This window comes from Jiangella alkaliphila (assembly GCF_900105925.1).
GTDB classification, from domain to species: domain Bacteria; phylum Actinomycetota; class Actinomycetes; order Jiangellales; family Jiangellaceae; genus Jiangella; species Jiangella alkaliphila.
The window spans coordinates 4,703,490-4,721,671 of sequence record NZ_LT629791.1; the positions used below are offsets into that span (position 1 = coordinate 4,703,490).

The window sequence follows — 18,182 nt, forward strand, 5'->3', positions numbered from 1 at the left end:
TCAGTCCCGCCGGGCCGTGACGGCGCCGTCAGGGCTGGTCAGCGTCACGGCGTCGCCGGCGAACGCCACGGTCACGTCGGGCCCGGTCCCGGCCGGGTCGGCGGGTCGGAACCCGTCGCCGTCGGGCACCAGGGTCAACGCCGGCGGGTCGGTGCCGACCTCCACCCCCTCGACGCCGCCGTCGTCGTTCAGCGCGTACCAGGCGAGCAGCGGCCCTTCGCCGGTGTCGAGAGTGACGTACGTGCGCAGCTCGCCCTCGATGACGGCGGTGCCGGCCGGCTCGGCCCCACGGACGGGCCCGAACTCCTCGTCCAGCGCGGCCAGCTCGTCCCTGCCGGCATCGGTCTCGCCCGCGAGCAGTTCCGCGACCAGCCGCTCGTGGGCGCGGACGGCCTCTGGGTCATCGGGCGGGAACAGCGCCTGGACGGCGTCGGCGCCGCGCGCGGCGACGCGCAGCCCGTCGTCGTCGTGGGTCACCTGGTACGCACCTCCCGTGTCCAGCCGGTAGTCGCCGACGATAGCCGCGGCGGCGCCGGGATCGACGGTGCCGCCCGGAACGTCCGGCGCCGGGACCGGGTCGCCGGCCACCAGCGCCGGGCCGGCCGCGGCCAGCAGCTCCTCGGCCGAGACGTCGGGCCCGTTGGACGCGACCGCGATGACGCGTTCGCCCTCCGGGACCCACACCACCACGGCGTCGTGGCCGACGTCGCCGCCCCCGCCGGCCGCGGCGAGGAACGGGACGCCGAACGCGGATGCGTCGGACGAGACCCAGCCGGGCGTCTCGGCCGCGCCGTCGCCGAGGTCGACCTGCGGCGTGGCGATCGCCTCCGCCGACTCGGCCGACACGACGCCGCCGGTGAACAGCGCGTGCGTCCAGGCGGCGAGGTCGGGCATGGTCATGGCGAGGCCGCCGTTGCCGTCGAGCGCCCAGTGCGGCCCGGCGAAGTCGCCGGCCTGGCCGGTGCCGCCGTCGTCGAGATAGCCGACGGCGCGGTCGCCCGTCGCCGCCGGTGCGCCGTCCCAGAAGCCCGCCGACGGCAGCCCGTCGAGGATGCGCGTCGTCGCGTGCTCGCGGTAGCCGCCGGCCACCTCCTCGACCACCAGCGCCAGCAGCGTGTAGCCGGCGTTGGTGTACACGTAGTCGGTGCCCGGCGCGAACGCCGGTTCCATGGCGCCGATGGCCGTCAGCGCGTCGTCGCGGCTCAGCGGCTCGTGGTCGGCGCCGGCCTGGCCGTTCAGCCCACTCGTGTGCACCAGCAGCTGCCGCAGCGTGGCGTCGCGGACCGGCCCGGTCAGCTCCGGCAGCAGTTCGCCGACCGGGTCGTCGAGGGACAGCAGACCCTGGTCGGCGAGGTCGAAGACGGCCGCCGCGGTGAACGCCTTCGTGACCGAGCCGATCGCGAAGACGGTGTCCGCGGTGTTCGGGCGGTCGGTGTCGCGGTCGGCGAGCCCGTAGCCCGCCTCGCACACCGGCTCACCGGCCGCGGTGACGGCGACGGCGACGCTGAAGCCGGCGTCGGCCCACGCGCTCAGCGCGGCGTCGCACCCATCGCCGGCGACGCGCTCAGGGGTGTCGGTGTCGGACGTGCACGCGGCGAGCAGCACCACGACGGCCACGGCGGCGCCCAGCAGGAATCTGGTCATGAGAGCGACGTTAGGAACCCGGGCGCGAACGCCGTGTGAACGAGCCCAGACGCGTAGGGTGGCTCACCGTGATGCGCATCGGGGTGGCCGGGACGGAGAGCAGCCACGTCGACCAGTTCGTCCGTCTGCTCAACGTCGAGCACCGGCACGGCGACGCCCGGGTCGTGGCGCTCGCCGGCGGCGACACCGAGCGCAACCGCGCCCTCGCCGCGGCCGCCGTCGACAACGGCGCCGGCAACGCCGAGGACGTTCCCCGCCTGGTCGGCGCGCCCGCGGACCTCGTCGGCCTCGTCGACGCGGTCCTCATCTGCACGCGCGACGGCCGGGCGCACCGGGCCGAGGCGGTCCCGCTGATCGAGGCCGGGCTGCCGGTGTTCGTCGACAAGCCGCTGGCCGGATCCGCGGCCGACGCGGCCGCCGTCGTCCACGCGGCCAAGAAACACGGCGTCCCGCTCTACGAGGGGTCGGCGCTGCGGTTCGTCCCCGCGATCGCCGAACTGGCCGGCGACCGCCCCAAGGCCGTCCACGTCACCGGGCCGGCCGACCCCGCCGGTCCCTCCGGCGGGCTGTACTTCTACGGCGTCCACCTGGCCGAGGCGGCCCTGCAGCTGACCGGCGACGCGGACGGCTTCGGCCCGGTCGACGTGCGGTCCGGCGACGGCGTCGTCACCGCGCTCACGACGCTCGGCGACACCCACGCCACGCTGACCTTCACCGCCGCGCAAGGCCCGTTCCACGCCACCGTCGTGCGGTCCGGCGGGGTCGACGCGCGCGAGCTGGCGCTGCCGCGCGACTACCTGGCGCCGGTGCTGGACCGGTTCATGGCCGTCGCCGCGAAGGGCGAGCCGCCGTCGGACGCCGAGGCGGCCGCGATGGTGGCGCCGGTCGCGCTGCTCGACGCGATCACGGCGCGCCTCTCCTGAACCAGGGCCTACTCGCCGCGAATGATCTTGCGCAGTCTCGCGTAGCGCTCGGCGTAGTCGCGCTCCGCGCCCCGCGTGCCCGGCTCGTAGTACTGCTTCTCCACGACGGTGTCGGGCGCGTACTGCTGCTCGACGACGCCGCGCGGGTCGTCGTGGGCATACGAGTAGGACGTGCCGTGGCCGAGCTTCTTCGACCCGGCGTAGTGCGAGTCGCGCAGGTGTGGCGGGACCGCGCCGGCCAGCCCGGCCCGCACGTCACCGACGGCGGCGCCGATGGCCTTCACCACGCTGTTCGACTTCGGCGCCAGCGCCAGCGCGATGACCACCTGGGCCAGCGTGATCTGCGCCTCCGGCCAGCCGATCAGCTGCACCGCCTGGGCGCCCGCGACGGCCGTCTGCAGCGCCGTGGGGTCGGCCATGCCGATGTCCTCGCTGGCCAGGATGACCAGCCGGCGGGCCAGGAACTTCGGGTCCTCGCCGGCCTCGGCCATGCGGGCGAGGTAGTGCAGGCCGGCGTCGACGTCGCTGCCGCGGATCGACTTGATCATGGCGCTGGTGACGTCGTAGTGCTGGTCGCCGTCGCGGTCGTAGCGGACGGCGGCGCGGTCGACCGCCTTCTCGGCCACCTCCAGGGTGATGACACCGTCGGCCGCTCCCCCGGCCGCCGCCTCGAGGTAGGTCAGGGCGCGGCGGGCGTCGCCGCCGGCCAGCCGGAGCAGGTGGTCGTGCGCGTCGTCGTCGATGGTGACGGCGCCGCCCAGCCCGCGCTCCTCGGCCAGCGCCCGGCGCATGACCTCGCGGATGGCGTCGTCGTCGAGCGGCTCGAGCGTGAGCAGCAGCGACCGCGACAGCAGCGGGCTGATCAGCGCGAAGTACGGGTTCTCAGTGGTGGCCGCGACCAGCGACACCCACCGGTTCTCCACGCCGGGCAGCAGGGCGTCCTGCTGAGTCTTGGAGAACCGGTGCACCTCGTCGACGAACAGGACGGTGCCGGCGCCGGTGCGCACCAGCTCCTTACGGGCGGTGTCGATGATGGCGCGGACGTCCTTCACCCCGGCTGTGACGGCGGACAGCTCGACGAACCGGCGCTGCGTGGCCCGGCTGACGACGTAGGCGAGCGTGGTCTTGCCGGTGCCGGGCGGTCCCCACAGCACCAGCGCCATCGGCTGGTCGTCCTCGACCAGCCGGCGCAGCGGCGTGCCCGGCCCGAGCAGGTGCTGCTGCCCGACGATCTCGTCGAGCGTGCGCGGGCGCATGCGCACCGCCAGCGGCTTGCCGGCGACGCCGTCGTCGGCGCCGGACAACGAGCCCGCGGGCACCGACGGCAGGGCGCCGCCGAACAATCCATCCTGCTCCATGCGGGTTGACCTTACGCGCTGACGCTGACACCCCGTGTCAGCGGCGCACCTGGTCGCGGCACTGCCGCACCACCCGGACCACTTCGTCGCGCTCGGCGTCGTCGAGGTCGCCGGGCCGGTACGGGTCGACGGCGAACTCGGCCGGCACGGTGCCCTCGTCTGCGGCCAGCCACAGCATGCGCTGGACGTAGCCCTCGTACGGCGGCCGGAACGTCACCCGGGCCACCTCGTCGACGATCGCGGACACCTCCAGGAACCGGGCGGCGGCGTCGCGGTTCGACGTGTGCACCGCCGCCGCGAACGTCTCGACCGCCGCGACGGTGATCTGCACCGCGGCCGCCGCCAGCCCGATCAGCGCGCCCTCGGCGCCCCACATGAGCGACGCGCCGAGCATGCGGTCCTCGCCGGTCAGCACCAGCAGGCCGCGCGACCGGGCGGCCGCGATGGTCTCCTGGCAGGCGATGGCGTCGTGCAGCCTGGCCGGCTTGAACGCGCACACGTCGGGGAGGTCGAGCACCCGGCCCAGCGTCTCGATCGGGTACGGCCGGGTATAGAGGTCGAACGCGACCAGCGGCAGCCCGGACGCCTGTGCGACCGCCTGATGGTGTGCGACGACGGCGTCCGGGTCGGCCTCGGCGGGCGGGAACACCAGCAGCGCGTCGGCGCCGGCCGCGCCCGCCCTGGCCGCCCACTCGAGGTCGTGCTCGGGACCTTCGGCGCTGCCGCCCACGCCGGCGAGGACGGGGACGTCCAGCGCGGCGGCGCGGCCGACCAGCTCGGCCTTGGTGGCAATGGACAGCCGGTCGCCGCGCCCGGTGTGCGCGGCGACGGCCAGCCCGCCGGCGCCACCCCGGACCAGTTGGCCGAAGTACGCCTCACAGACGTCGGGGTCGGTGCTGCCGTCGGCCCGCATGGGCGTGGCCGCGGCGGCCACCAGCGACCACCGCAGCCGTCCCGTCAGCTCCGCCGGACCTCGCGTGTTGCCCACCGATGCAGACTACCCATTCCCCAGCCGCCGCCGGTCACGGCCGTCCAATGGAACACTGCCCGCGGACGGGTCCGGTGACGTCGTTCGGCTCGTCCTGGACCGGCGCCGGGTCGTTGCCCGAGCAGGACAGCCCGCCGGTGACCCGGTTCCCGGCGAACCGGACGCCGCCGGTGTTGCCGGCCAGCGAGACCGAGCCGCTCACCACCGACCCCGTGATCGACACCGCGCCCGCGCTGCCGGTCAGCGTCACCGGACCGGACACCGTCGCGCCGGACAGCACCACGCCGCCGGCGCGGGTGGACCGCACCGGGCCGGACACCGTCGAGTCGGTGACCGTCAGCATCGCGCCCGGGCTCACGTCGACCGGCCCCGAGACCGTCGCGCCGGTCAGGCAGGTGGTGCCTGACGCGGCGCGCAGCGGCACGGCGTGCGGACCGTCGACCGTGACGTCGCACAGCGGCGCCGCGGCCTGGAACGACGTGCTCAGCACGCCCCGGGTGGAGAGCCGGCGGGCCTCGACGGTCAGCTCGCCGGCGCGGTCCAGCGGGACGGTGAAGGTGAGCCGCGCCGTGCCGGTGGCGTCGGCCCGCACCGTGCCGAGCGACCGCGCGTCCGGCCGCAGCCACAGCTCGACCTCCTCGCCCGGGCCGAGGCCGGAGAAGGTGACCGTCTGCGGCCGCCCGGCGGGGACGGATTCCGTCGCGGTGGCGGCGGTCGCCGCGGGCCGGGCGCTCGGGGTGTACTCCCAGTACTTCAGGTCGCGGGCGATGAACACGTTGCCGTTGTTGTGCAGGAAGCCGTACGAGGACGGCTGGAACACCCGGGCGCGGTCCAGCGTCACCGGGTCGATCGTGAACATCTTCGCCTGCGAGACGACGTAGAGCTGGTCGACGTACGGGTCGAACCAGACCCGCGAGCCGACGTGCGCGTACGCGATGGTGTCCCACGGGTACGGCTCGTAGGTGCGCGTCGCCTCGACCTCCCGCGTCTCGACGTCCATGCGGAACACCGTCACCGGCGTCTGGCTCCAGAGCTTGCCGTTCTCGTCGAAGGCGAGCTCGCCGATGGCGCCCTCGCCGGGGACGGGCACGACCTCCCACAGCTTGCGCCGCTGCTCGATGTCGTAGGCGAAGACCACCGCGTCGGTCTCGGTGGGCCGCGGTCCGCCGACGCCGCCGTAGACGGACGTGGCGCCGTACAGGATGCCGTCGCGGTAGGTGAGCGCGACGACGCTGTGGCCGGGCACGACGTCGGTGAACCAGGACTTGCCGGTCCGCGTGTTCAGCAGCGTCAGTCCGCCGCCGGGCGAGCCGTTCTTGGCGACGGTGCCGATGGCGAGGTAGTCGCCCGCCGACGCCAGCGCGAACGGCCGCGACTGGCCGTGGTCCTCGTACAGCCTGAGCACCGACCTCGGGTTGACGCCCGGCTCGGCCGGCTGGTCCGGGTCGTAGCGGAGGATGTCGCCCCACGGGTAGGTGCCGACGTACAGGGCGCCGTCGTGGGTGACCATCCCCTCGGCCTGGCTGACCTCGCCGGCGAACTGGGTCTTCGCGCCGGTCTCCGGGTCGTAGCTGGCCAGCCCGCCGGCCAGGAAGGTACCGACGTAGAGCAGGCCGTCCGGCCCTTCGGCGATCGAGCGGACCGGGCCCGGCGCCGCGACGGCGTCCGCGGTGCGCAGCTCCGAGCGCCCGGTCTGCGGCGAGTAGACGAAGTAGCCGCCGATGTGGCTCAGCCCGACGAGAGTGTCGCCGGGCCAGTCCGGGTCGCCGAGGTCGACGAAGCCGAAGCCCCGCACGTCGCTCACCCCGGTCAGGGCGGTCGCCGCGTAGGTCCGGTCCACCAGGTCGTACGTGTGCAGGGTCTGGTCGCGGACGAAGTAGACGGTGCGACCGTCCGCCGCGACCGGCGACAGGTTCAGCCCATGGACGTCCGGGATCTCCTGCACCCAGGCGCCCGCGTCGAGGTCGTAGACGTGCAGCGGTTCGGGCGAGCCGGACAGGCTGAACCGGGCGAACAGCAGCCGGCCGCGGACGTCGAGGTCGTACACCCCGGCCGCCGGGTCGGCGCCCGGCGGCAGCCCGAGGTCGCGCCGCTCCCCCGTGGTCGGGTCGATCTCGACGACGGTCGTGGCGGCGTGCGTGCCGGCGTAGACCTTGCCGCCGGCCGCGGCGATGCCGCGCACGATCAGCGGATCGGCGTCGGGCGCGAGCGAGCCGAGGTTCGTCGTCACGCCGGTGGCCGGGTCGTACCGGAACACGTTCGCCCGCGACTGCCCGGTGCCGCCGTAGACGACGCCGTTCTCGTCGGTCGTGATCGACCAGACGAACGTCTCGCCCGGCACCGCCACGCCGAGGTTCTCGACCGCGGCCGCGCCGGGCCGGTACCGGTACACCCGGCCCTCGCCGTAGGTGCCGACGTAGACGTCACCGTTCGGGGCGACCTCGACCGCCCACGACCCGGACGCCCCGGGCAGCGGGAACTGGTGCACCCGGCTGCCGTCGCGGGCGTCGACGACGCTGAGCACCGCCGGGCTGCCGGACGACACCAGGTACAGCCACGGCTCGCCGTTCGGCCCGGTGCCGACGCCGGAGCCGGGTGCGGTGACGGCGTCCAGCGGCATCGCGCCGAGGTCCTTGAACGACGGATAGTCGGCCGCGCTCGCGCTGGTCGAGAGCGTGGCCGCCGCGACCAGCACCACCGTCAGCCAGGCGATCAAGCGTCGCATCATGCCTCCCTGCACTGGCCGGCCACCGGGCCGGTGACGTCGACGTTCTCCAGCACCGGTGCGGGATCGTTGCCCGAGCAGGCGAGTGGCCCGATCACGGTCGTGTCGACGATCCACACGCCGCCGACGCTGCCGACCACCGACACCGGGCCGGTCACCGTCACGCCGTCGAGGATGACGCCGCCGGCGCCGACCGCACTGACCGGGCCGCGCACCGTCGAGTCCTCCGCCACCAGCACCGCACCCGGGCTGACCTGCACCGGCCCGCTGACCGCGGCGCCGTCGAGGCAGGTGGTCCCGGACCGGACGGTGACGGGGCCGGCGTGCGGGCCGGTCACCGTCACGTCGCAGACCGGTTGCGGCCGCAGCGCGAAGTTCCACCGGTACAGCGCGGCGCCGCGGGCGTAGTAGAGGTTGCCCGCCTCGTCCACGGCCAGCGAACTCACGCCGGACGACGCCAGCTCGGTGACCGTCCAGGCCTCCGGGTCGACCCGCCACAGGCTGCCGGAGCTGGTGACGTAGAGGTAGCCGTCGTCGCGGAAGTGCAGGTCGCGGTCCTGGCCGTACATGCCGGTGCTGTGCGGGAACAGTTGCTCGGCGCGGGTGACGGCGCGTGCGTCCGGGTCGTAGGTGAACAGCGTCCCGTCCGAGACGCCCCACAGCGTGCCGTCGTCGTCGAAGGTCAGGCCGTTGACCGCGCGGCCGCCGGCGACCGGCACGACACTGTGCAGGACGTCGCCGGAGGCGGGGTCGGCCACGAACAGCTCCGCCTCGGTGGCCACCGGGTCGATGCCGTAGCCGCCGTTGACCGACGTGCCGCCGTACAGCAGCCCGTCGCGCTCGGCCAGCGACACCACGCTCTGGTCCGGCACCACGTTCCGGTGCGTCACGACCGCTCCGGTGGCCGGGTTCCACAGCGTCAGTGCGCCGCCGAGCCGGCCCGACTTCGGCACGCTGCCCACCGCCATCAGGTCGCCGACCTGCGCGAACGCCTGCGGGCGGTCCTGCTCGTCGGCGATGACGGCGGCCGGGCCGGGGTTGGTGCCCATACTCCACGGCCGGGTCGTGTCGAAGTCCAGCAGCCCGGCGTTCGGGTAGCGGCCGAACACCAGGTGGTCGCCGTACGTGCCGAACCCCTCGACCTGACCGGCGCCGGCCAGCAGGCTCGTCGTGCCGGTGGCGGGGTCGAACCGGGCCATCCCCGGCGGCGACAGGAACGCGCCCACGTAGACGGCGCCGTCCGGGCCGGTGCCCAGCTCGGTGATGGTGTTCGGCGCACCCTGCAGGTCAGTCTCGCCGAGGTATCGGGTGGCCCTTGTCTCCGGGTTCCAGACGTAGATGCGCCCGTAGTAATACGTCATCGCCAGCGACAGGCCCGGGAACTCCGGATCGTCGAGGTCGACCCACGCCCAGCTGCCCGGGAACGCGTTGGGCCCCCAGCCGACCGGCGCGTACGTGTGGGTGTCCAGGTCGTAGGCGACCACGCCCACGGAGGCGATGCGGAAGTAGACGTACTTGCCGGCCGGGTCCGGCGCGGACATGGCGCGGCCGGAGATGCCCGGGACGATGTTCACGAACTCGCCGCTGCCGGTGTCGTAGACCAGCAGGTCGTTCGACGGCTGAACGCGCAGCAGCAGGTACTCGCGGGCCAGCGTCATGTCGTAGACGACCTCATGGGTCGCGTACTGCGCCGGCAGCGCGACCTGGGCGAACTCACCGGTCGCGCGGTCGAACTGGGTCAGCCGCGCCCGCGGCTGGGTGCCGACCCAGACGCCGTCCTCGTCCGCCTCGAGCGTGCGGGCGTAGGTCTCCCCCGGCACCGCCTGGCCGTGGTTGGCGAACTCGCCGGTGGCCGGGTCGTACGAGAACAGCTCGCCGCCCGGGTAGGTGCCGCCGAAGACGACACCGTCGGGTGCCGCGTCCAGCCGCCAGATCCCCTCGCCGGGGAACGGCACGCCCAGCGCCGTCACCGCGTCGTCGCCCGGCGTCCACGAGTAGAGCTGCCCCTCCGTCATGCCGAAGTAGACGGTGCCGTCCGCGGCGCTGAACGTGCTGGCCCAGCTGTTGATGCCGGCCGGCAGCCGCTCGGCGAACACGACGTCGCCGCTGCGCAGGTCGGTCACCTGGAACATGCCCGGGGTCTCCTCGTTGCCCGCGGTCACCCAGTACGCCTGCGGCCGCCCCTCGGCGTCGACCCCCTGGGACTGTTCCTGCGACAGCACCCGCCCCTCGATCGGATACCCGAGGGACTCCTCGGCCCCGACGACCGGAGCCGGGGGTGCGGCGGCGTCCGCCATCGGCACCGTCGACGTCAGGACGAGCGCGGCGGCGACCGCCACCAGCTGCAGCCTCTTCAAGGATCCTCCTCGGACGTTGATTTCGGCCTGGCCCGTTAGGCGGTCATCTTGGCAGCGCTGCGCTCGCCAGGGCAAGACCCGGACCAATTTCGGCCTTGCCCGATATCCGAACGGCCGATAGCCTCCGGGGTCAGATCCCCGTCCCGCCGTCTCGGAGGTCCCCCGATGAGAGCCTTCCTGTCCGGTTCGGCCGTCCTCGTGCTGGCCCTCACCACTGCGGCGGTGGCGCCCGCGGCGTCGTCGGCCGAGGCCGAGCCCGTCGACGCGCCCGCGCCCGGCGAGATCACCTCGCTCGGCACGCCGCTGCAGGACGTGCTGCTGATCGGCGGCACCCTCGGCGCCGGCCCGGAGGGCACGCCGGTGCTGTGGAGCGCGTCGTCCGGCGCGCCCGCGCACCTCAACGCCGTCGACCCCGCGACCGGCGAGGCGGTGGGCCGGTACGACCTGACCGGCGCGGGCGGGTCGTGGGCGGTCGACGCCGGAGCGGACGGCTCGGTGTACGTCGGCACCTACGGCGCGGCCGGCCTGTACCGGTGGACCGCGGCGGGCGGCGTCGAGGCGCTCGGAAACCCCATCGCCGGCGAGACGTTCGTCTGGGACGTCACGGTCGCCGACGACGGCCAGGTGTACGGCGGCACGTCGCCGACCGGCAAGCTGTTCGGCTACGACCCCGTGACCGGGGAGTTCCGCGACTACGGCCGGCTCTCCCCCACGCACGCCTACGCGCGCAGCGTCGCCGTGCACGGCGACACGATCTTCGCCGGCACCGAGAACCCGGCCGCCGTCTTCGCCGTCGACCGCGCGACGGGCGCCAGCACCGCGCTGCCGGTGCCCGACGGCCTGGACGTCTCGACCGCGTGGGCCTACGACGTCGACGTCGTCGGCGACTACCTCTACGTCCGCTACGGGACCGCGTCGCCGAGCCCGCTCTACGTCTGGGACATCGCCGCCGGTCAGTGGGTCGACAGCATCGAGACCGCGCACGGGCTGGAGCCGTCGCCGCCGGACGACGAGGGCCGCGTCTACCTGATCGTGGCCGGCGAGCTGGTCCGCTACGACCCGCGCGACGGCAGCACGGTGAGCACCGGCATGCCGTTCACCGGCCGCGTCGCGAACACCCGCGGCATCGGCTGGGCCGAGCTGGGGCTGCCCGACTACCCCGGCCGCAGCCTCGTCGGGCTGCTCTGGCGCGGGATGATGTTCCGCTACAACCCGACCACCGGCGCGCAGTCGTTCGTCCCCACCACCATCGAGGGCGAGCCGATCGACATCACCGCGCTCAGCGAGGGCCCGGATCGGCGCGTCTACGCCGGCGGGTTCCTCAACGGCGGCTTCGCGGCGGTCGACCACGCCACAGGCGTCCGCGAGGAGTTCCACACGTTCTCGCAGAGCGAGGCGATGACGTCGCACGACGGCAAGCTGTACATCGGCGCCTACCCGGACGCCCGGGTGTACTCGTACGACCCCGCGCTGCCGTGGCACAGCCCGGAGTACTCGCCGTCGCCCGAGCCCGGCGCCGCCGAGAACCCGGCACGGCTGTTCGACTTCAAGGCCGACCGGCAGATCCGGCCGCGCGCGCTGGCCTCGGCCGGCGACCACCTGGCCGTTGGCACCATGCCCGATCTCGGCGAGCTGGGCGGGGTGTTCGCGCTGTACGACGCGGCCGGCGGCGAGCTGGTGCACGCCGAACGCGACCTGATCGACGACGAGAGCATCATCGCGCTCGCCTTCCGCGACGGCGTCGTCTACGGCGCCACCAGCATCTACGGCGGGCAGAGCGCCACGCCGCCGACGCAGCCCGAGGCGACCGTCTTCGCGTGGTCGGTGGCCGAGCGGCGGCTGCTGTGGGAGCTGAACCCGGCGCAGGGCAAGCCGACGATCGGGGCGCTGACGTTCGACGACACCGGGCGGCTATGGGGCCTGGCCGGGACCAGCCTGTTCGCCATCGACGTCGAGGCCGCCGAGGTGGTCGAGCGGCTGAGCTTCGGCTCGAGCGGCAGCAGCTCCGGCGACCTCGTCCTCAACCCCGTCGACGGCCTGCTCTACGCCTCGCCGGCCGGCAACCGGCTGGTCCGGGTCGACCCGTCGACGCTGGTCACCGAGCAGCTGCGGACCGGGACGACGACGCACCTGGCCGCACACAGCTCCGGCGACGTGTACCTCTCGTCGGGCAACGAGCTGCTCCGGTTCACGCCCACCTGCACGACGACGCTCACCGGCACACACCGCGGCGCGCTGACGGCGTCGTCCGGCACGCTCTGCCTCGACGACGCCACCGTGCTCGGGTCGGTGACCGTCACCGGCGGCGCCGGCCTGCGCATCGACGGCGGCGCGGTGTACGGCTCGGTGACAGCGGACGGTGCGTCACCGGTCGTGATCTCCGGCGCGACCGTGCGGGGCGCGGTGGCGGTGAACAACGGCCCGGCGCCGGCCGCGGTGATCTCCGGGTCGACGATTCTCGGGTCGCTGGCCTGCGCGGGCAACGCCGAGGCGCCCACCGACGACGGCGTCCCGAACCGGATCCGTGGTGCCCGCTCCGGGCAGTGTGCGACGCTTTAGCGCCTGATTCGAGTCGTCGGAGGAGCTGCGGCATGCACGTCCTGGTCATCGGCGGCGCCGGCATGGTCGGCAGCAACGTGGTCCCGCACCTGGCGCAGCGGCACACCGTCCGGGTGCTGGACCAGCGCCCGCTCGACGTGGGCGGCGTCGAGTCGGTGACCGGCGACGCCCGCTCCCCCGACGACGTCGCGGCCGCGGTCGAGGGGGTCGACGGCGTGGTGCACATGGCCGCCGCGATCCCCCGTGCCAAGGGCTACGACGCGGCCGCGAACCGGCTGGCGTTCGAGGTGAACGTGGCGTCGCTGCACCTCGCGCTGTCGGCGGCGGCGTCGGCCGGAGCACGGTCGTTCGTTCACATCAGCACCATGTCGGTGTTCGGCGACTACTCGACCCGGCTGATCGACCCCGCGGCCGCGCCTGACTCCGTCGAGCCGTACGGGCTGACCAAACGGCTCGGCGAGCAGGTGGTGGCGGCGCTGTCGCCGACGCTGGGGCTGCCGGCCTGCTCGCTGCGGCTGATCTTCCCGACGCCGGACGCCGACTGGCCGCTCTGGCGCTCGCCCGAGGGGTTCGCGCCGCGGGAGATGCGGATGCGCGACGGCACCAGCACTCAGATCCCGCCGCTGGCCGCCGCCGACCTCGCCGCGGCGATCGACCGGGCGCTCGCGTGGACCGGGCCGTACCGGCCGTTCACCGTGACCGCCGACGTGGCCGGCGTCTCCGTCCGTCCCGACGACACGCAAGCCGCCTTGGGGTGGGTGCCGGGCCGAGTGCTGGCACACTGAGGACGTGCGCACCGTAGAGCCTGAAGTCCACCTCATCGCCCGGCCCGACTTCGACTACGAGGAGGTCGCGGCCTATCTCAAAGAGGTCGGCGGTGAGAGCTGGCTGGAGCGGGTCGACCGCGGCGACCTCGACGACGCGCAGAACCTCGCCGAGTTCGCCGGCCGCATCTGCTACCGGTCGTGGGAGCCCGGGCTGAACCCCAACGTCAGCCGCATCCGCACCGACCAGGCCGAGTACCTGCGCAACATCCTGGCCAGCGCGCACGGCTCCGTCCTCGAGCACGTCAACTTCTCCTTCGTGCTGCACAACGTCAGCCGGGTGGCCACCCACGAGCTGGTCCGCCACCGCGCCGGCGTCGCCGTGTCGCAGGAGTCGCTGCGCTTCGTCCGCCTCGACGACATCCCGTTCTGGTTCCCCGACTGGGCCCGCGAGGACCCCGAGCTGATGGAGCGCGCCACTGCGCTGCTCGGCCAGCTGGAGGAGTTCCAGCACTGGATGGCCGGCCACTTCGGGCTGGACGAGGAGGGCGTGAAGTTCGGCGAGAAGAAGCACAAGACGTCCTTCATGCGCCGCTTCGCCCCCGAGGGCCTGGGCACCGGCATGGTGTGGACGGCGAACGTCCGCACGCTGCGCCACGTCATCGAGAACCGCACCGCGCCGGGTGCCGAGGAGGAGATCCGGCTGATCCTCGGCAAGGTCGGCGCGCTGATGGTCGAGGAGGCGCCCGCCCTGTTCGGCGACTACACCGTCGAGGACGGCGTCTGGACCCCCGGCTGGCGCAAGGTCTGAGCGGCTCGCGTGAAGGTCGAGTTGCTGCTGCTCTGGCGGTAGTGACTCGACCTTGACGGCGAGGGCCAGCTCACCGTCAGAGGCGGAATACCTCGGCGGCGTTGCGCCACATCACCAGCTCCTCCTCCGCGGCACTGAGCCGCGCCGCCCGGACGGCGCCCAGCGTGACCGCCGGGTGGATGAGCGTCGCGTCGCTGCCGAACATCAGCCGCTCCGGCCCGATGCGGTCGAGCACCCAGCGGATCCGGCCCGGCGCGGGCGTCGACCAGCAGGGCTCGAACCAGAGCCGGTCGGTCCGCTCCGCCGCCGACGGCGCCAGCCGCCAGGACGGCCCGCCGAGGTGAGCGGCGACGACGCGGGCGCCGTCGACCGAGGCGACGACGTCGGCCAGGCCGACGAGCTCCTCGCCCCACGTGTGCGCCAGGACGGGCAGGTCGTGCGCGGCCAGCAGCCGCAGAGCGTCGGCCATCGCCGGTGAGCCGCCGGGCGAGCCCGCATAGTGGGTGTGGATCTTCGCGCCCACGAACAGACCGGTCGGCAGCAGCGACTCCAGCTGCGCCGCCGCCAGGTCCAGCTCGCGCGGGTCGACGACCAGCAGGCCGCGCAGCCGCGGGTGCGCCTCCAGGACGGGCACCAGCGCCGGGTTGCCGGTCAGCGGGTCGTAGACCACCGCCTCGACCGACGACACCAGCTGCACGTCGATGCCGCACTCGTCCATCACGCGCAGGTTCGCCGCCGGGTCGGCGACGTCGGTGTGGAAGAACCACGGGCCCCAGTGGCCGTGCACGTCGACGATCACGCCGTCACCCCCGGATCCCCCAGCAACCGGCGCAGGTTCCCGCCGGTCACCAGCTCCCGCTCCGACGACGACAGCCCCGAGACCGTCAGCCGGTCCACGACGGCGGCCGCCTCGAACCAGCCGGGCCGGCTGCCGAACACCAGCCGCTCCACACCGGCCTCGGCGGCCAGCCGCTCCCAGCCGTCGACGTCGCCGAGCAGCCGGGTCGACGCGTGGAAGCCGGGCTCGTCGCGGGCCAGCAGCACGAAGTCGCCTAGGTGGTAGAAGTGCGCGTCGACGAAGACGGCCGACGCGCCCAGGCCGGCCAGCGCGGGCCCGAACACTCGAACGTCGCCCTCGACCAGCAGCACCAGACCCGCCCCGACCGCGGCCCGCGCCACCGCCAGCAGCCCGGGCGCCGACACTGGGACGCCCTGCCGGTCCGGCGCCAGCCGCACCGCCCGCACCCCGAGCGACGCCACCCGCGAGACCTCCGCCAGCGCGGTCAGTGGGTCGCGCAGGTCGACCCCGGCGGCCGCGTGCCAGCCCTGCTCCGCGGCCACCGCACGGGCCTCGTCGTTGCCGCTCGGCGCGTCGAACAGCAGCGCCCGCAGCGACGTCACCAGCCCGCCGCCGATGCCCAGCGGCTCCAGCGCCGCCGCCAGCTCCGGGCCGGGCAGCCGCACGCCGGTCTCGACGTCGCGGCCGGCCAGCAGGTCGGCGTCGAGGATCACGACGCCACCAGCGCGGTGTGCACCTTCGTGACCGCGGCGACGATGTCGTCGACGTCGGCGTCGGTGAAGTTCTCGTTCCACGGCACCACCACGAGCCGCCGGTAGACGAGGTCCTCGGCGACCGGGCAGAGCCCGTCCGGGTAGTCGCGCCCGGCCAGCGGATAGCCGGACGCGCCGTACGTGAGCGGCTTGCGCAGCACCGGCTCGGCGTAGAGCGGCCGCGCCAGGTAGCCCGACAGAGAAAGGACGCCCTCGGCCGTCAGCGCCTCCGCGTACCGCACCAGCCCGCCGTGGTCCAGGCCGTCGACCAGCAGCGGGAGGTACCAGTAGACGTGGTCGCCGTCGTCGGGCGGCAGCACCAGCCCCGGCAGCCCGGCCACGCGGGCGGCGAACTCCGCCGCGCTCGCCCGCCGCCGCGAGACGACGCCGGGCAGCTTGCGCAGCTGCTCGCGGGCGACGGCGCCGACCAGCTCGGTCATCCGGTAGTTCAGCGCGTAGGACAGGTAGGCGCGCTCGCCGGTCTCGCGCGGCCAGCCCTTGTCGGCGAACCGGCGCAGCCGCAGCGCCAGCTCGGGGTCGTCGGTGGTGACCAGGCCGCCGTCGCCGGTGGTGATGTGCTTGTACTGCTGCAGGCTGAAGCAGCCCAGCTGCCCGACGGTGCCCACGAGCGGCCCGCCGTGGCGGGTCGGCGCGAGGTAGGCCTGGGCGCAGTCCTCGATCAGCATGATGCCGGCGCGGTCGGTGAGCTCGCGCAGCCGCGCGACCGGCGCCGGCTTGCCGAACAGGTGGACGGCGACGACGGCGCGGGTGCGCGGGCCGATCAGCGCGGCGACGGCGTCAGGGTCGAGGTTGCCGGTGACCGGGTCGACGTCGGCGAAGACGGGAACGGCGTTCTGCGCGATGATCGGCGTGACCGAGCCCATGTCGGAGATCGGCGGGACGATGATCTCGTCGCCCGGCTCCGGGTCGACGGCGGCGACCGCCAGGTGGATGGCCGCGGTGCCGCTGCTGCAGGCCACCGCGTAGCGGGTGCCGATGAGCGCCGCGAACTCCTCGGTCAGGGCGTTCACCTCGGTGCCCCACACGCTGGACAGCATGCCGCTGCGCAGGACCCGCAGGACCGCGGCCTCCTCCTCGGGGCCGATGGTCCGCCCGCTCGGCTCCATGGGCGACGGCAACGGCCGCCCGGCCCGCACCGGCGTTCCACCGTCGATGGCCAGCGTCCGCACTGCCTCGCCTGCTTCCTGTCGAGTGACACTCATCGTATCGGCCTAGCCCGAAATCTGGAGTGGGTGGCTACAGTTGTCGCCATGGACACCTCCATCGGCGTGGTCGGCCCGCACGACCTGGTCGACAGCGTCGCGACGGTCTGCGAAGAACAGGCCGGGGTGCGGGTGCACCGGTTCGACTACGACCACGAGACCCAGGCCAGCGCCATGGTCACGACGCACGCGTCGGGGGTCGACGCCTGGTTGTTCACCGGCATCGTTCCGTACACCCTCGCACACGACGCGCTGACCCGCCCGGCCGCGTTCGTCGACTACAGCGGATCGACGCTGCTCGAAGCCCTGGTACGGCTGCTGCGCGACGGCCACGACGTCACCCGGCTGTCGGTCGACACCCTCGACCCCGCGCAGGTGCACGGCACCCTGCGCGACGCCGGCGTGCCGGTCTCCGACGTGCGCACGCTGCCGTACCGGCCGGGCGCCACGGCCGCCGACTTCGCCGCCTTCCACCGCCGCCACGCCACCCGTCACGACGGCACCGTCGCCGTCACGTGCCTGGCGTCGGTGCACGACGAGCTCAGCGGCCACCTGCCGGTGTTCCGGCTGGCGCCGTCCGGGCAGTCGGTGCGCGCGGCGCTGCGCCAGCTGCTGCTGTCGGCGACCAGCCAGATCCAGGAGGACGCGCAGGTCGCGCTCGGGCTGGTCGAGGTCTCCCCCGCCACCGAGCTCGACGACCTCGCCCGCGAGGTGGGGCTGCTCGGCGGCTCGCTGTCGCAGTACTCCGAGACGCTGTCGCTGATCGTGACCACCCGGGGGCCGCTGCACGACGCCTCGCGCGGGTTCACCGCGCTGCCGTTCCTGCACCGCCTCGGGCAGCGGCACGACGTCGTGCGCGTCGGCTTCGGCATCGGGCACAGCGGCGCCGAGGCCGAGCGGCTGGCCCGCCGGGCGCTGGCCCGGGCCCGCAGCCACGGCGACGTCGCCGCCGTCGTGTCGTCGCGCAACGACGTCGACATCCTGCTCGAGACCGTCGCGCCGGCCGAGGCGCCCAAAGCGGCGCAGAGCCGGGCGGTCGTCGCCAGCCGGGTCGGGCTGTCCGTCGGCACGCTCGACCGCCTCCGCGACATCACCGCCGCCACCGACGACCGCCCGCTCACCACCCGCGACGTCGCCGACGGGCTCGGCGTGCAGCTGCGGACGGCACGCCGCATCCTGCAGCGGCTGGAGCTCGCGGGGTGTGCGGAACGGTCCGGCAGCCTGGAGTCCGGGACGATCGGGCGGCCGCTGACGCTGTACCGCATCACGCTGTGACATG

Annotated in this window: 13 protein-coding genes; 5 read left to right on the forward strand and 8 right to left on the reverse strand. The window is 74.1% G+C overall.

The features are described from left to right. Complete coding sequence (locus BLV05_RS21525; RefSeq protein ID WP_052762730.1) at positions 1-1,644, reverse strand: serine hydrolase domain-containing protein; 1,644 nt, start codon at positions 1,642-1,644, stop codon at positions 1-3. A gap of 71 nt (positions 1,645-1,715) precedes the next feature. On the opposite strand from BLV05_RS21525, the gene BLV05_RS21530 reads away from it, so the two are divergent. Next, the gene (locus BLV05_RS21530) at positions 1,716-2,567 is read left to right on the forward strand and encodes a Gfo/Idh/MocA family oxidoreductase (protein WP_052762731.1); all 852 of its coding nucleotides are present in this window, start codon (positions 1,716-1,718) and stop codon (positions 2,565-2,567) included. Positions 2,568-2,575: 8 nt separating this feature from the next. Here BLV05_RS21530 and BLV05_RS21535 read toward each other — a convergent pair whose 3' ends face one another. Genes BLV05_RS21535 through BLV05_RS21550 form a run of 4 tightly spaced genes read right to left on the reverse strand, consistent with a single transcriptional unit; the run spans position 2,576 to position 9,995 of the window. Further along, on the reverse strand, positions 2,576-3,925 hold the full coding sequence (locus BLV05_RS21535; RefSeq protein WP_046770388.1) for a replication-associated recombination protein A: 1,350 nt from the start codon (positions 3,923-3,925) through the stop codon (positions 2,576-2,578). 37 nt (positions 3,926-3,962) lie between these two features. Beyond that, positions 3,963-4,913 carry a dihydrodipicolinate synthase family protein gene (locus BLV05_RS21540; protein ID WP_052762732.1) on the reverse strand — a complete coding sequence of 317 codons (951 nt, stop codon included), beginning with the start codon at positions 4,911-4,913 and terminating at the stop codon, positions 3,963-3,965. Between the two features lie 34 nt (positions 4,914-4,947). After that, a complete protein-coding gene (locus BLV05_RS21545; RefSeq protein ID WP_152690884.1) occupies positions 4,948-7,641 on the reverse strand; it encodes an SMP-30/gluconolactonase/LRE family protein in 2,694 nt (897 codons plus the stop codon). Then, positions 7,638-9,995: an SMP-30/gluconolactonase/LRE family protein gene (locus BLV05_RS21550; protein WP_046770389.1), complete on the reverse strand. Its 2,358-nt coding sequence runs from the start codon at positions 9,993-9,995 to the stop codon at positions 7,638-7,640. The genes BLV05_RS21545 and BLV05_RS21550 overlap by 4 nt, the downstream gene beginning before the upstream one ends. A 165-nt stretch (positions 9,996-10,160) precedes the next feature. Here BLV05_RS21550 and BLV05_RS21555 point away from each other — a divergent pair, with 165 nt between their 5' ends. From BLV05_RS21555 to thyX, 3 genes are read left to right on the forward strand one after another with little or no spacing between them, the layout of a single operon-like run. Continuing rightward, on the forward strand, positions 10,161-12,554 hold the full coding sequence (locus tag BLV05_RS21555; RefSeq protein ID WP_052762734.1) for a ligand-binding sensor domain-containing protein: 2,394 nt from the start codon (positions 10,161-10,163) through the stop codon (positions 12,552-12,554). A 32-nt stretch (positions 12,555-12,586) separates the two neighbouring features. Next, the gene (locus BLV05_RS36640) at positions 12,587-13,339 is read left to right on the forward strand and encodes an NAD-dependent epimerase/dehydratase family protein (RefSeq protein ID WP_046770390.1); all 753 of its coding nucleotides are present in this window, start codon (positions 12,587-12,589) and stop codon (positions 13,337-13,339) included. A 4-nt stretch (positions 13,340-13,343) separates the two neighbouring features. Beyond that, a complete protein-coding gene (gene thyX / locus BLV05_RS21565) occupies positions 13,344-14,129 on the forward strand; it encodes an FAD-dependent thymidylate synthase (protein ID WP_046770391.1) in 786 nt (261 codons plus the stop codon). Between the two features lie 76 nt (positions 14,130-14,205). On the opposite strand, the gene BLV05_RS21570 is transcribed toward thyX, so the two are convergent. From BLV05_RS21570 to BLV05_RS21580, 3 genes are read right to left on the reverse strand one after another with little or no spacing between them, the layout of a single operon-like run. Next, on the reverse strand, positions 14,206-14,928 hold the full coding sequence (locus BLV05_RS21570) for an amidohydrolase family protein (RefSeq protein ID WP_046770392.1): 723 nt from the start codon (positions 14,926-14,928) through the stop codon (positions 14,206-14,208). Then, entirely contained in the window at positions 14,925-15,641 is a 717-nt protein-coding gene (locus tag BLV05_RS21575; RefSeq protein WP_046770393.1) for an amidohydrolase family protein, read from the reverse strand. Before BLV05_RS21575 ends, BLV05_RS21570 begins: the two co-directional genes overlap by 4 nt. Further along, on the reverse strand, positions 15,638-16,903 hold the full coding sequence (locus BLV05_RS21580; protein WP_082155468.1) for a DegT/DnrJ/EryC1/StrS family aminotransferase: 1,266 nt from the start codon (positions 16,901-16,903) through the stop codon (positions 15,638-15,640). The genes BLV05_RS21575 and BLV05_RS21580 overlap by 4 nt, the downstream gene beginning before the upstream one ends. 48 nt (positions 16,904-16,951) lie before the next feature. On the opposite strand from BLV05_RS21580, the gene BLV05_RS21585 reads away from it, so the two are divergent. Then, positions 16,952-18,178, forward strand: coding sequence for a response regulator (locus BLV05_RS21585; protein ID WP_046770394.1), 1,227 nt, complete (start codon positions 16,952-16,954; stop codon positions 18,176-18,178). The last annotated feature ends 4 nt before the right edge of the window (positions 18,179-18,182 follow it).